Origin of the sequence: Nonomuraea sp. NPDC005692 (genome assembly GCF_040631115.1) — a bacterium.
GTDB lineage: Bacteria > Actinomycetota > Actinomycetes > Streptosporangiales > Streptosporangiaceae > Nonomuraea.
Map to the genome: position 1 here is coordinate 148467 of NZ_JBEXYU010000007.1, position 14916 is coordinate 163382.

At 70.0% G+C, this 14916-nt stretch carries 8 protein-coding genes; all 8 read left to right on the plus strand.

All coding sequences use genetic code 11. From position 1 onward, the window contains the following. The first annotated feature begins 150 nt into the window (after nt 1-150). The 8 genes from ABZ459_RS17855 to ABZ459_RS17890 all read left to right on the plus strand — a co-directional run bounded on the left by ABZ459_RS17855 (nt 151) and on the right by ABZ459_RS17890 (nt 14343). Entirely contained in the window at nt 151-1002 is an 852-nt protein-coding gene (locus tag ABZ459_RS17855; RefSeq protein WP_357971339.1) for an SDR family NAD(P)-dependent oxidoreductase, read from the plus strand. 51 nt (nt 1003-1053) lie between these two features. Continuing rightward, the gene (locus tag ABZ459_RS17860) at nt 1054-2259 is read left to right on the plus strand and encodes an FAD-dependent oxidoreductase (RefSeq protein ID WP_357971340.1); all 1206 of its coding nucleotides are present in this window, start codon (nt 1054-1056) and stop codon (nt 2257-2259) included. 451 nt (nt 2260-2710) lie between these two features. Beyond that, on the plus strand, nt 2711-3382 hold the full coding sequence (locus tag ABZ459_RS17865; protein WP_357971341.1) for a hypothetical protein: 672 nt from the start codon (nt 2711-2713) through the stop codon (nt 3380-3382). Between the two features lie 920 nt (nt 3383-4302). Continuing rightward, nucleotides 4303-5241, plus strand: a complete 939-nt coding sequence (locus ABZ459_RS17870; RefSeq protein WP_357971342.1) for a DUF1702 family protein — start codon at nt 4303-4305, stop codon at nt 5239-5241. A 49-nt stretch (nt 5242-5290) separates the two neighbouring features. Next, complete coding sequence (locus tag ABZ459_RS17875) at nt 5291-7219, plus strand: CRTAC1 family protein (RefSeq protein ID WP_357971343.1); 1929 nt, start codon at nt 5291-5293, stop codon at nt 7217-7219. Further along, entirely contained in the window at nt 7209-8150 is a 942-nt protein-coding gene (locus tag ABZ459_RS17880) for an enediyne biosynthesis protein UnbU (protein WP_357971344.1), read from the plus strand. The genes ABZ459_RS17875 and ABZ459_RS17880 overlap by 11 nt, the downstream gene beginning before the upstream one ends. After that, nucleotides 8150-13879 (plus strand): type I polyketide synthase, encoded by a 5730-nt coding sequence (locus ABZ459_RS17885; protein ID WP_357971345.1) that lies wholly within the window; start codon nt 8150-8152, stop codon nt 13877-13879. Before ABZ459_RS17880 ends, ABZ459_RS17885 begins: the two co-directional genes overlap by 1 nt. Beyond that, nucleotides 13876-14343: an acyl-CoA thioesterase gene (locus tag ABZ459_RS17890; protein ID WP_357971346.1), complete on the plus strand. Its 468-nt coding sequence runs from the start codon at nt 13876-13878 to the stop codon at nt 14341-14343. Before ABZ459_RS17885 ends, ABZ459_RS17890 begins: the two co-directional genes overlap by 4 nt. The last annotated feature ends 573 nt before the right edge of the window (nt 14344-14916 follow it).

Below are 14916 nucleotides of genomic sequence, written 5' to 3' on the forward strand. Positions count from 1 at the left end.
CTGCTCCATGCATAAGGCGTTGGCGCCCACCGCCGTGTGACACCCGTGCTCGGTGACGCACGTCACATCGCCGCGCTGTCACACAGTTCGGGACGCCGACGCCTCATGATCGTCAGGACGCCGCCTCCGCAGAAAGAACGGAAAGACATCATGAGCAAGGTCTGGTTCGTCACCGGTTCGTCCCGCGGCCTCGGCCGCCACTTCGTCGAGGCCGCCCTGTCGCGCGGTGACAAGGTGGCCGCAGTCGCCCGGAACACCGCAAGCCTGGACGGGCTGGTCGCCGCCTACGGCGAGGCGGTGCTTCCGCTGGAGCTGGACGTGACCGACAAGGCCGCCGTCTTCGAGGGTGTGAAGCGGGCCAGGGAGCACTTCGGCCGGCTCGACGTCATCGTCAACAACGCCGGCCACGCCCAGGTCGGCGCGGTCGAGGAGCTGACCGAGCAGGACCTGCGCGACCAGCTGGAGACCAACCTGTTCGGCGCGGTGTGGGTGATCCAGGCCGCGCTGCCCTACCTGCGCGAGCAGCGCTCGGGGCACTTCATCCAGCTGTCCTCGGCCGCCGGGCTCATGGCGATGCCGCTCAGCGGCGCCTACAGCGCCTCAAAGTGGGCCCTGGAAGCCCTGAACGAATCCCTCGCCCAGGAGGTCGCCGACTTCGGCGTCAAGGTGACCGTCATCGAACCCGGCGGCTTCGCCACCCGGTCAGGAAAGAACCCCGACCCACTGAACAACGGCCACCTGTCCGGGCCCGACCCGATCTACGACGGCCTTCGCCGACGCATCGCCGCGTTCGCGGGAAAGCAGCCCGCCGGCGACCCGGCCGCCGCGGCGCAGGCACTCCTCAAGATCGTCGACTCCGACGACCCGCCCCTGCGGGTGCTCTTCGGCCTGGGCTTCTACCCGATGCTCCAGCAGGTCTACGCCGACCGGCTCAAGACCTGGGCCGACTGGCGGGACCTTTCGGCGCAGGCTCACGGCGACCTCGATCAAGAAACCCGGTGACCCGGTGCCGAGTCAGCCCACAGCGAGCAAGCGAACCGACAGGAGCAACACATGAAGCACCGCATCGTCGTCCTCGGCGCCGGCTATGCCGGGGCCTACGTGGCCGGGAACCTGGCCCGCCGGCTGTCCCCGGCGGACGTCGAGATCACCGTGGTCAACGCCGAGCCGGACTTCGTCGAGCGGCTGCGGCTGCACCAGCTGGCGGCCGGCCAGCGCATCGAGGCTCCGAAGCTCGCCGACGTCTTCGCGGGCACGGGCATACGGCTGCGCCTGGCCCGGGTCACCGCCGTCGACCCCGTGCGCCAGGTCGTCGCCGTCGCTGACGCCGACGGCGGCGGCGGCGGCGAACTCGGCTACGACACGCTCGTCTACGCGCTCGGCAGCCACGTCGCCGACTGCGGCGTCCCCGGTGTGGCTGAGCACGCCTTCCACGTCACCGCCCGGCCCGCCGCGCTGCGCCTGCGCCAGCGCCTGGACAGCCTGGCCGAGCGGGGCGAGGGCGGGAGGGTGCTGGTCGTCGGCGACGGGCTGACCGGTATCGAGACCGCCACCGAGTTCGCCGAATCCCGGCCCGGCCTGTCGGTGACGCTCATCGCACGCGGCCGGCTCGGCGCCCGGCTCTCCGCCGGAGCCCGCAGCCACCTGCGCCGGGCCTGCGACCGGCTGGGCATCACCGTCCTGGAGCACACCGGCGTCGAAGCCGTCGAGGCGACGCGGGTGCAGTGCGACGACGGCACCGCTCCGGCGTCCGACGCGACCGTGTGGACCGCCGGGTTCGCGGTCGCCCCCATCGCCGCCGCCGGCGGGCTGGAGGTCACCGACGACGGCCGGATCGTCGTCGATGGCACCATGCGGTCGGTCTCGCACCCGAACGTCTACGCCGCCGGCGACAGCGCCTACGCCATCGGCGGCAACGGCCGGCCGCTGCCGATGTCCTGCGCGTCGGCCGGCTCCACCGGCCGGCAGGCCACGGACGCGATCGTGGGGCGCCTGACCGGCCGCAAGATCGCGAAGAGCAGGCTGGACCACCCGGGCAACCACATCAGCCTCGGACGGCGGGACGGGATCCTGCAGATGGTCGACGACGCAGCGCAAGCGAAGCCGAACTACGTGGGCGGCAGGAAGGCCGCGCGGATCAAGTCCGGCATCCTCCAGATCTCGCTGTGGGGCATCTCGCACCCGACCTTCGGCCTGCCGAAGCGCAAGCGCCGCCTGGCCGCCACGCCGGATGTGTCCGCCGAGAAGGCGCTCGCGTAACCGCCTCACGGGGGGCCGCGTGGGCAGCACCGCCACTGATCTCTTCGACATCAGCCGGTAGGCCAGTGAGGCCGGGCCGAGACCGGCCGGCCCCACTGGCGCTGGGCTCCGCGCCGACGCCGAAGGCGCGTTCTTGCACCGGGAGGCCGGCCCCGTCCGCTCCCGCACCCTCGACCGCGAACCCCGGCGCCTGGCCAGGTGCGTCACGGAGCGCTTGGCCGCCCCCGTGTCTTGGCCCGCTCGGTGCAACACTTCACACAGGACGGAACCTCGATCCCGACGTGCCTCATAACGCTTCACGCCGGTTCGTCCAAGTAGGGGCGTGGCATTCACAACTTTGCGAACAGGATTGGTGGCCGCCGTACTGGCCGGTTCCTTGGGAGCGGTCACGGCTCAGGAACCCTCCTTCGCCGCGGCCCCGCAGCCGGCCCCGTCAGGATCCGGCCCGGTCGTGTCCGGTAGCGTGACGCTCCTGGCCGGGGACAAGGTGACGGTCAGCGGCCGGGGCCACCGGGTGGAGAGCGCCCCCGGACGGCAGGTCCGCTACTCGACGCAATTTCGCGACGGACACCTCTACGTGATCCCTTCGGACGCGTTCCCGCTCGTCAGCGAGGGACTGCTCGACGATCGGCTCTTCGACGTGACCCAGCTTCTCGCATGGAGGTACGGCGACGCCGACACGGACGAGATCCCGCTGATCAGTCAGACCCTGGAGGACAAGTCGGCCCCGACGCTGAGCGGGACCCGCCTGACCCGCAAGCTCGACGACCTCGGCGTGGCGGCGGTGCGGGTGCCGAAGAGCACCGCCGCGCGGACGTGGCGGGACCTGGTGAGCGGGGCTCGTACGCCGGCCGCGGGGAAGGGCAAGATCTGGCTCGACGGGCGCCGGTCCTTCACGCTGGACCGCAGCACCGCGCAGATCGGCGCGACCGAGGCGTGGAAGCAGGGGTTCACCGGCCAGGGCGTCACGGTGGCCGTGCTCGACAGCGGCTACGACGCCGGCCATCCCGACCTCAAGGGTGTCGTCACCCAGGAGCGCAACTTCTCCGACGAGCCGGACATGCGCGCCCGATGGATCCATCGCCGCTCCCACCTGGCCACCGATTACACCCAGCTCAGCTGACGAATGGCGGCTGCCGGGGTAGTGAATCCATTCCGAGGTGACCACCCACGGGAAGGGCGGCCCAGTACGCCGCGTGCCTCGGGTAGCGGCCAACCGAGCGCGTACACCTAAATCGCCTGGGTGACGTGTTCGGCTCAATGCGCCAAGACGATCATTAGGAAGATGCTCAGTGCGGCCTCATGGTACTGCCGTTGAGCGCCGACAGCGCACTGCAGGAGGTACATGCCCATGGTGGTCTCGGTCATATCGGATCTCCTTCCCAGCGAGAATCGGCATCGTTCTCCAGACAGGAAAAGCATTCTCCTTGACTTGCCCCTGGGCTTTGCGGGAGAAGGCGCTCAAGACTCATCCGGATAGTCTTCGCGAAATTAGATGAGGGGCCAGGGTGGCCATCAGACGATGGCTCCGCCGATGCGCCAGCCGCGACCATTGATGTGATCAAGGAAGGTCGATCAGGCTTTTGTCAACGGAACGTTGTCGCCGGGTGTGAGATCTTTGCTTGTTCCAGCTCATTTTCTGGCATGACGTTGTGAATGTCTTGTGGCGGATCGGATGCGCCCTATGACCCAGAGGCGATGCGGAGGTCCACTGCCGCATGGCCGCGCGAGGACGACTCGCGCGTCCGTCGAGGGAAAGCGCATGAGCGGGTTCGCGATGGTTCTGGCCCGGAGACCCCACAGGAGAGGACACGCCGTTGCCCGAGGGGGATGTTCTGGTGCCAGGTGGCCATCGCGTTAAAACATGTCCGATGGCGCCGAAATTACTTGGCAATGCCGCTAAATGCATGCATGCGCTAAGCGTGCCAGTCCTGGCAAATCGGCCGAAATTCCACCTTTTCCCCATGCTATGCTCCCGATATTGAGAGCATTGTTAGCGTTGTCGCGCAATTGCCAAGAACTTCTTTGAGGTGCTGGTCGTTAATGTCCGGGTGGCGGAACCTTGTTTTCAGCCGTTTCAGACTTGTGGACGGGCTCGCGGATTTTGCCGAGCGAGGATTCACCCTGAATCGTCCCGTCAGCCGTGCTGTCCTCGAAGGGCATGCCAGATCGTTCCTGTACGGGTTCAACACTGCGATGGCCGGTTCTCCGATCGGCCAGGTGCACGCGCGGCTCGGTTCGGTGGAGCCCGAGGAGCGTGGCTTCGCCTTCGAGGGTGCGGGAATGGCGTCCGCCCTGATGGACGGCCTTCTGCTGTCCCGAGGACGCCGTACGAAGGCGCTGCTCGCAGGGACGGGTGAGGAGCACCCCTACGTGATCCACGTCGGGGCGGGATGGGCGCTCGCCCGGCTCCGTTACCCGGGCGCGCGCCGGCTGCTGGGACTGGATCCTCTGCTCGGGTGGCTCGCACAGGACGGATGGGGATTCTCCCTCGGGTTCTTCGGCGGCCGACGCGCGCTGCGCCGCCGCAGGAGCCGCGGCCCGCTGCGAGCGACGGACGCCGTGCGGTGCCAGGGCATGGGCCGGAGTCTGTGGTTCATCGAGTCCGCCGACCCTGAGTCGGTGGCGGTCGCGATCGACGCCGCCCCTCCGGAGCACCGGCCCCATCTGTGGAGCGGTGTGGGGCTCGCGGCGACCTACGCCGGCGGCGCCACCGGGGAGGAGCTGGGCCGTCTGGCGGAGTTGTCCGCCGGGCATCGGGCCCATGTGGCCCAGGGGGCCGCCTTCGCCGCAGAGGCACGGCGTCGCGCTGGCCATGTGCCCGGGTACACGCGGGAGGCCGTACGCCGCCTGGCCGGGGTCGATGTCGACACCGCCGCGGACTGGACGCAGAAGGCGGCTGCCTCGCTCTCCGGTGACGGGACCGTCCAGGAATTCCTCCTGTGGCGACGTGAGATCCGCCGGCTCTCCGGAGCCGAGTAGACGGATCGAAGAGTACGACGGGAAATCACAGCACGTGTTCGGGGGGATCGTGTTGCAACGAATATGGCGCGGACTGCTGGTGCCCGCCGTGGCACTCGCGGTCGTGGGGGCGCTCGTGACCGTGAGCCGGGAGCCGACCGTGGCGGAGGACGAGCGGGCGCGACTGGCCGAGCGCTTTCGCTTCGTCCGGATGGATCTGGACGGCGACCCCGCACACGTGGCGACAGTCCGCCGGGTGGCGCCCGGCCTCGCCCGGATCTCGGCGTGGATCTCGGCGGTCGGCGCGGCCGTGGCCATCGCCGACATCGCGGGCAGCGGCCGGGACGGCGACGTGTGCCTGGTGGATCCGCGCGACGACTCAGTGACCGTACGCCCGGCGCCGGGCACGGGTGATCGCTTCACGCCGTTCCGGCTGACGCCCCGGGGATTGTGGTGGAATCCGGCGACGATGGCGCCGATGGGCTGCGTGCCGGGCGACTTCAACCAGGACGGGCGCGCCGACCTGCTGGTCTCCTATTGGGGGCGGTCACCCGTCCTCTACCTGCGGCGTGACGAGCTCGATCGACCCCCCACCGCGGACGGCTTCCGGTCACGGGAACTGGTCTCGCCCCCGCGGATCTGGAACACCGAGACCGTGAACATCGCCGACGTCGACGGCGACGGCCGTCCGGACGTCATCGTGGGGAACTACTTCGCCGACGGCGCCCGCGTGCTGGATCCGGAGGCCGGGCCGGATCCGCTCATGAAGATGCAGGACGGCATGTCCAATGCCGCGGGCGCCGGCACCGCACACGTCCTGCTGTGGAAGTCGGGTCTGGGCGGGGCCGCTCCGGACGCGTCCTTCCAGGAAGAACCGCAGGCGCTGCCACCGGACGCTCGCACCTCCTGGACGCTGGCCACGGGCGCGCAGGACCTCACCGGCGACGGGCTGCCGGAGCTGTACCTCGCCAACGACTTCGGACGCGACCATCTGCTGGTCAACCGCTCCTCGCCCGGCCACGTCCGCTTCACGACCGCCGCCGGGACCCGCACGCTCTCCACGCCGAAGTCGAAGGTCGTCGGGCGTGACTCGTTCAAGGGCATGGGCGTCGCGTTCGCCCAACTGGGCCCCGATCCGTTGCCACACATCCTGGTCAGCAACATCACGCTTCCCTACGCGCTCCAGGAGAGCAACTTCGCGTTCGCCCCCACCGGAACGGCCGACGACCTGCTCAAGGGCGTTGCCCCGTACCAGGACCGCAGCGAGGAACTGGGCCTGTCCCGGTCCGGCTGGGCCTGGGACATCAAGACCGGAGACTTCACCAACAGCGGCGAGCAGCAGATCCTGCAGGCCGTCGGGTTCATCAAGGGGGAGACCAACCGCTGGCCTCAACTCCAGGAACTGGCGATGACCAACGACTCCCTGCTGCGGGAACCCGCCGCCTGGCCGGACTTCGGCCCAGGGGACGACCTTTCCGGGGCCGCGCACAACAGATTCTTCGTCCGGACGCCGCAGGGCCGCTACACAGACCTGTCCACCATGCTGGATCTGGAACAGGAGACGCCCAGCCGGTCCTTCGCCCTGGCCGACACCGACGCCGACGGCCGTCTGGATTTCGCGGTGGCCAACCAGTGGGGCCGGTCGACGTTCTACCGCAACGCCGGCCCGGTCGGTGACCACGTGGGCCTGCGGCTGCGGGTGCCGGCACCGGCGGGTCGTGACGGCGCGCTCACCCCGGCCATCGGCGCACGCGTCACCGTGTCGGCACCGGGTTCGCCTTCGCAGACCCAGCAGGTCTACCCGGCCAACGGGCACACCGGCGTGTCCAGCCCCGACCTGCTCTTCGGCCTGGGCGACCGCCCGCTGCGGGACGTGACCGTCGAGATCACCTGGCGGGACGCGTCGGGCCTGCATCGCATCACCCGGACCCTGCGGCCGGGATGGCACACCGTGGTCCTGGAGCACGGCTCGTCGAACGGAGGCCGACGTGGCCGCTGAACTGTCGCCCGACCAACGGCGAATCAAGGCGCTACGACGCTTCGCGTTGTCCATCACCGTCCTGACCGTGCTGGGGCATGCGTGGCTCGGCTTCGAGCAGGCATACCTCACGCCGATCGTGACGGTGCTGACCGCCTACGCCGTCGAACTGACCCTGGAGAGCCTCGAAGCACTGGTCTCTCGACGGCGGCCCCGGTTCCTGGGCTCGGCGGCGACATTCGCCGACTTCCTGCTTCCGGCGCACATCGCCGGGCTGGCCTCGGCTATGCTGCTCTTCGCCGGTGACCGGCTGGCCCCGTACATGCTCGCGGTCGCGGTCGCCATCGCCACCAAGTACGTCGTCCGGATACGCGTCCACGGGCGGCTCAGGCACGTCCTGAACCCGTCCAACACCGGGATCACCGTCGTCCTCCTGCTGTTCCCGTGGGTCGGCATCGCGCCGCCGTACCAGTTCACCGAGTACACCCCCGGCCTGTGGCGATGGGTGATCCCGCTTGTCATCCTTGCCGCCGGGACCATGCTGAACGCCAAGCTGACCGGGAAGATGCCGCTGATCCTCGGCTGGCTGGGCGGGTTCGTCCTGCAGGCCGTGATGCGGGCGGTGCTGACGGAGGTCTGGCTGCCGAGCGCGCTGCTGCCGATGAGCGGCGTGGCCTTCATCCTCTACACCAACTACATGATCACCGACCCGGGCAGCACCCCGGTCGCCCCCCGCCGCCAGGTCGCGTTCGGGTTGTCCGTCGCCGCCGCCTACGGGGTCCTGGTGGCGGCCGGCGTGTCATTCGGGCTGTTCTTCGCCTTGACGTCGGTCTGCGTGACGCGCTGGCTGGGACTGGCCGCACTGAACCTGTGGCGGCGCACGGCCCCCGACCGGCGGCCCGCCCCTGTCACCGCTCCCCTCGAAGTGGCCGCCGAATCGAGGAACTCCTGATGGACGAGCCCATCGCGGTCGTGGGAATCGGATGCCGCTTCCCCGACGCGGACGACCCGAGCCGCCTGTGGGAGAGCGTGCTGGCGAGGCGGCGGGCGTTCCGCCGGCTGCCTGCCCAGCGGCTCGACCCTCGGGGTTACATCTCCTCCGACCGGTCGGCCGCCGACACCACCTACGTCAAGCGTGCGGCGCTCCTGGAAGGCTGGACGTTCGACCGCGAGCGCTTCCGCGTGCCAGGCTCCCTGTATCGCGCCGTCGATCCGGCGCACTGGCTCGCGCTCGAAGTCGCCGACGCCACCCTGAGCGACGCCGGAGCACCCGGCGGCGAGGGGCTGGACCGTGACAGGGTCGGCGTCGTCATCGGCAACTCCCTGACCGGCGACGTCACCCGGGCCCATGGGCTGCGCACCCGTTGGCCGTATGTGCGCCGTACCGTCGCCGCCGCGCTGTCAGCCGAGGACCTGACGCCCGAGCAGCGCGCCCGGATGCTCGCCCGCCTGGAGGAGGACTTCAAGCGGCCGTTCCCCGTACCCGGGGACGAGTCGCTGGCCGGCGCGCTGGCCAACACGATCGCTGGGCGGATCTGCAACCACTACGACTTCCACGGCTTCGGCTACACCGTCGACGGCGCCTGCGCGTCGTCACTGCTCGCCGTGAGCAACGCGTGTGCCGCGCTGCAGCGGGGTGAACTGGACCTCGCCCTGGCGGGCGGGGTCGACCTGAGCCTGGATCCGTTCGAACTGGTTGGATTCGCCCGCCTCGGCGCGCTGGCCGAGGACGAGATGCGTATCTACGATCGTGACCCGACCGGCTTCCTTCCCGGAGAAGGCTGCGGGATGGTGGCGCTCACCCGCCTGTCCCACGCCCACGAGCGCGGCATGCGGGTGTATGCCCTCATCGGCGGCTGGGGCGTGTCATCCGACGGCGCGGGCGGCCTGACCCGGCCGGAGCAGCGTGGTCAGGCACTCGCGCTGGACCGCGCCTACCGCATGGCCGGCTTCTCACCCGCGACGGTGGATCTCTTCGAAGGGCACGGCACGGGCACTCAGGTCGGCGACGCTGTCGAACTGGACGCGCTCACTGCCACGCTGAGACGGGCCGGCCGCGCGGGCGCCCCTGCGGTGCTGGGCAGCATCAAGGCCAACATCGGCCACACCAAGGCGGCCGCCGGCATCGCCGGCCTGCTCAAGGCCGTCCTCGCCGTCCACCACGAGCTGCTGCCGCCGACCACCGGTTGCCGGTCGCCGCGTCCCGAGCTGACCGACAACGCACCGGTGCTCCGTACGGCGCAGGACGCCGAACCATGGTGCGGCCCGCATCGCCGCGCCGGCGTCACCTCCGCCGGGTTCGGCGGTATCAACACCCACGTCGTCGTGTCCGAGGCACGGCCCGGCCGGCGGACGACTCTGACTGCGAGAGAGCGGCGATTGAGCATGCGGCCTCCCGGCTGGGAGGTGGTCGCGCTCGGCGCCGCCGACCGCGAGGGACTCGCGCGCGAGCTGCGGATGCTGGCCGGGCACGCCGCCGAACTGTCCGACGCCGAATTCACCGACCTGGCGGTGACGCTCACCCGGCAGGCCTTGCGCGACCGGCCGTGGCGGGCGGCCCTCGTCGCGGACGGCCCGTCCATGCTCGCCGATCGTCTGCATGGCGCGCTCGGGCTCGTCCTGGCCGGGGAGGACGCGCATGTCGGCGTGCGTGACGGAACGTTCGTGTGGGGACGCCGACCGGCACGCCCCGGGCTGCTGCTGCCCGGTCAGGCCGCGCCGGTGTATCCGGACGCGGGCTGGACGGGGCGGCTGGTCGACACCGGCGACCTGTTCGCCGACGGCCCGGTGGAGGCGGGCACGACCGACACCACCGTGGCGCAGCACGCCATCGTGCGTTCCTCGCTCGCCGGACTACGTTACGTGGCCGCGCTGGACGTGGCCGCCGTCGGCGCAGTGGGACACAGCCTGGGCGAGCTCACCGCACTGTGCTGGGCCGATGCGCTGAGCGAGCGGGAAGCGTTGCGGCTCGCCCGCACGCGGGGCGAGGCGATGGGCCAGATGCCCGGAGAAGGGGGCATGATCAGTCTCGCCACCGGTCCCGAGCCGGCCCGACGTCTCATCGAGGGCACCGCAGCCGTCATCGCCGCCTGCAACGGTCCCGCGTCGGTGACCGTCGCCGGTCCCGCGCAGGACCTGGAGACGGTTCTGGCCCGGGTGCTTGAGCACGGGGTTCGGGCGACGCGTCTGCGCGTGTCCCACCCCTTCCACACGTCCGTCATGGCTCCGGCGGCCGAGGAACTGGAGCCGCACTTCAAGGCGGCCCGGCTCCGTCCCCCGCGGCGTGACGTGTACTCCTCGGTCACCGGAAAGCTGATCACCGCCGACGTCGACCTGGCCGCCCTGCTGAGCGAGCAGCTCACCGCGCCGGTACGGTTCGCCGACGCCCTGGAGGGCCTGCTCGCCCACGCCGATCTGCTCATCGAAGCCGGACCGGGCACGATGCTCACCGGTATCGCGGAGCAGGCGGGCGTACCGGTAGTCGCTCTCGACAGCGGCAACCCCTCGGCGCGCCCCGCTGCGGAGGTGACGGCGGCCCTGTTCGCCGCCTGCGGCGCGAACGCCGGTGCCTTCGTCCACGGCAGAGGAGCACGGCACATCGACGCCTCGCAGCCGAGGCGATTGCTGACCAGCCCGTGCGAGACCACCTTTCCCGCCTGGCCTGAGCACCAAGGAGCGGGCGAACCAGCCAAGACCGGGACGCCCACGCGTGGAGTGCCGCCCGAGGCGGCCTGCGACGCGCGCGCCGTGGTCGAGGAGCTGCTCGTCACCGAACTGGAACTGCCCGCGGTACGGCCGCAGGACCGGCTCCTCACCGATCTGCACCTCAACTCGCTGAAGGTCGGTCGGCTCGCCGCCGAAGCCGCCGCCCGTCTGGGCAGGGCCGCGCCCGTGGCGCCTCCCGCACTGGCCGGCGCCACGGTCGCCGACCTGGCCGCCTACGTGGACGAGCTGCCCGAGGCCGGGCAGGAGCTCGACTCCCTCATCGCCGGGGTCGCCCCTTGGGTGCGAGCGTTCGAGCACCGCTGGGTGCCCGCCCCGCCGCCCGGTAGGGCCGCCGCCCGGGACTGGAAGATGTCGGCCACACACCATCCTCTCGCCGACGAGCTTTCCGTCTGCTTCCCGCCTGGAGAAGGCGCGCCGAGCCGGCTCGTCGCGCTACCGCCCGGTGACGGGGACGCCGCCGACGTCCTCACCGCCGCGCTCCAGGAGGCCGCGGCCGAGAACGTGCCGATTGTCGTCCTGCACCACCAGGGCCTGGGCGCCGCACTCGGCCGGAGCCTCGTAGCCGAACGTCCCGACACCGACTGTCTGGTGATCGACGCACCTGCGACGAAGGCAGGGCTGGAGCAGGCGGCAGAGGAGGCATCGCGGGTCTTCCACGGGTACACCGAGATCACCGTCGACGGCCGAGGCGGGCGGACCACGCCGGTGACACGTCATCGACGGCTGCGTCGGCGCGGCGACCCGGTCCGCACTCTCCCGCTCGGACCCGAAGATGTGTGTGTCGTCACCGGCGGAGCCAAGGGAATCGGCGCAGAGTGCGCCCTCGCACTCGCCCAGGCCACCCGCGCCCGTATCGTCCTGCTGGGCCGCAGCGAAATCGACGATCCGGAGGTCGCCGCGAATCTAGAGCGTTTCGCCGCCGCCGGGGCGAAGGCCATCTACCTGCGCACTGATATCACCGACCCCGAGGCGGTACGCCACGCGGTACGGCACGCTTCCAAGCTGGGACCGGTCCGCGGCCTCGTGCACTCCGCCGGGCACAACCGGCCCGGCCGCATCGAGGCCATGACCCCGGAGCGGATGCGCGCGACGTTCGCTCCGAAGGTGCAGGGGCTGGAACTCCTCCTGTCCGAGCTCGACGAGGCGGACCTGCGCATGCTGATCACCTTCGGGTCGGTCATCGCCCGGATCGGCCTGCCAGGTGAGAGCGACTACGCGCTGGCCAATGAGCGGCTGCGCCTCCGCGTCGCGGACGCGGCCGCGCGGCTGCCCCGATGCCGGTGCCTGAACATCGAATGGTCAGTCTGGTCCGGCACCGGCATGGGGGCACGACTCGGCGCTGTTGACATGCTGACTCGTCAGGGTGTCGCACCCATCCCGGTGCCCGAGGGCGTCGCGGCCTTCATGGACCTCCTCGCCGAGAACGACCTGCCGTTCGACGTCATGGTCTGCGGACGGCATCCGCGGGGGCAGACGCTGGTGTACGAACGGGAAGCGGTGCCGACCTGGCGGTTTCTGCAACGCCCCCTGATACATCATCCCGGCGTCGAACTAATCACCGAAGCCGACCTGTCCATGCCCGAAGACCTCTATCTGGACGACCACGTGCTGGACGGCGTGGCGCTGCTGCCCGCAGTCGTGGGAATGGAGGCGATGGCTCAGGCCGCCGCGGCGGTGGCCGGCCGCACGGACGCGCCTGCCTTCGAGCACATCAGATTCAGCTGGCCGGTGACGGTGCCGACGGACGGCGTTTGCACCGTTCGGCTCGCGGCCCTCAGCCACGACGACGGCCAGATCGAGGTCGTCCTGCGCGCCGCGGAGACCGGCTATGCGGTGGACCACTTTTCCGCAGTGTGCCGGTTCGCCGACCGGTCACCCGTCCGCACCCTCGTCACCGGCAAGGGCCCAGGCGACGCCGTCCATGATTACTACGGCACCCTGTTCTTCCATGGCTCCCGCTTCCACCGGCTCCGGCGCTACGAGTTGCTCACCGCACGCCGATGCGAGGCGCTCGTCAACGCCGACCTCACCGCGACCTGGTTCGCCGGATTCCACGATCCGTACCTGCTCCTGGGCGATCCCGGTACCCGCGACGCCTACATCCACGTGCTTCAGGGCTGCGTACCGGGCCAGCGGGTGCTGCCCGTAGCGGTGGAATCGGTGCAGAGCATCGCATTTCCCACAGGAACTGTGCGGGTACGTGCCCGGGAACGCCACCACGACGGCGCCACGTTCGTCTACGACCTCGACGTCACCGACGCGAACGGCACCGTGATAGAGACCTGGCGTGGACTGCGGCTCACCGATACGGGACCAATGCCAGACACCCAAGCGTTGTCCCTGGAGATGCTCGGCCCACACCTGGCCCGCACCCTCGACCGGCTCTTCCCCTCGATCACGACCGATCTGGTCTGCGTCGCGAGCGGTACACGCTCGTCCCCCGCGACCACGGAACGCATGGTGCGGACGCTCTTGGACGGCGAGCACGCCGTGAGCCACAGTCCGGAGGGTCGGCTGATCGTCTCTGGCGCGTACGCCTCCGCGAGCCATCACGCCGGGTACCTGATGGTGGCCATCGGAACGCGGCCCATCGCGGTCGATTGGGAAGCCGTCGAAGGCGCGCCCACGCAACGCTGGGACTCGCTCCTGAGCACATCAGACGCACAGGTCGCTCGGCAGATCACCGTCACGGCGGGAGAGCCGAACACCTGGGCGGCCGCTCGGATTTGGACCGCCAGGGAAGCCCTGGCCAAGCTCGGTGCCGGTCCCTCCGATCCCCTCATCCTCGTCCCCGAGACCCGGGACGACGGCTGGCTGCTCATGCATTCGGGACAACGGCGGATCGCCGGTCTGGTCACCGCGGTCCGCGAGCTACCCAGCCCCGTCGCGATCGCCGTCTGTCTCCAAGGGGACCGACAAGGGAGCACCTCCCTCACCTGGGACGGCGCCTCATGACACGCACCTACGTCCACCGCCACCGTGTCACCTTCGAGGAGACGAACTTCACCGGCAACGCCTACTTCGCCCACTACGTCCGCTGGCAGGGACACTGCCGCGAAGCCTTCCTCTCCGAACACTGCCCCCGCGTCCTGGACATGCTGCACGACGGGTACGCCCTCGTCACCGTCTCTTGCGGTGTCGACTACCTGCGCGAATGCTGGCCCCTGGACCTCATCGAGATGCACATGTCACTGTGCGACACCACCACGAACCGGCTAACGATGATCTTCGACTACCAGCGCGTCGCGGACGCAGGCCCGGAACTCGCCGCGCGTGGCCGGCAGACCGTCGCCTTCATGCGGCGCCGATCCACCGGCCTGGAACCAGCTCCGCTGCCCGCGCAACTCATCGCGGCACTCGGCCCTTACATGAAGCGCGCCGGAACACATTCGCCGATGCCGTCCACAGCCATGGAGTAAATGGACGAGAAATGCCCCGATGCCCGCGCGGCACACAGGGACTCCACGATCGCGGCCCATGCCCGGCCGATCGAGTCGGATATCGCCCACATGCGCGAGAACGTGCGTTCGGAACCTTCCATAGAGGTCGATGTCCCATCGCCTGTCTTCCGCCGCGCCTCAACCATGGGCGCACTGGCGAATCCGCCGGGCCGCGTCCCAGACGGCCCGCGCGGGGAACGGCTACAGGGGTGCCTTCTGGGGGCGAAAGACCAGAAGGGCGCCGTCCTGGTGAGCGTCTCCCCCGAAGCACTTGTCACCGGGTGATCATCCGTCTGCGATCACGCAGAACAACGACTCGTTCTCGCTCCCACGCCGTCGGTCCGCCTACCACCTCTTGCCATTTGGCGTTCCACGGGTCGGTTATCGCAAGTTCCCACTCCTCGGAGACAGCGGTCATCAAATCGGAGCAGCCGGCGATCGCCCGATCGGCCATGCGCAAGAGATCGTCATCCGATCCACACCCTCAGAAGCGAGCCGCTCCCGTCATCACCACCGTCGTACACTGCAGGCCTTTCCTGTGACCTGTTGAAC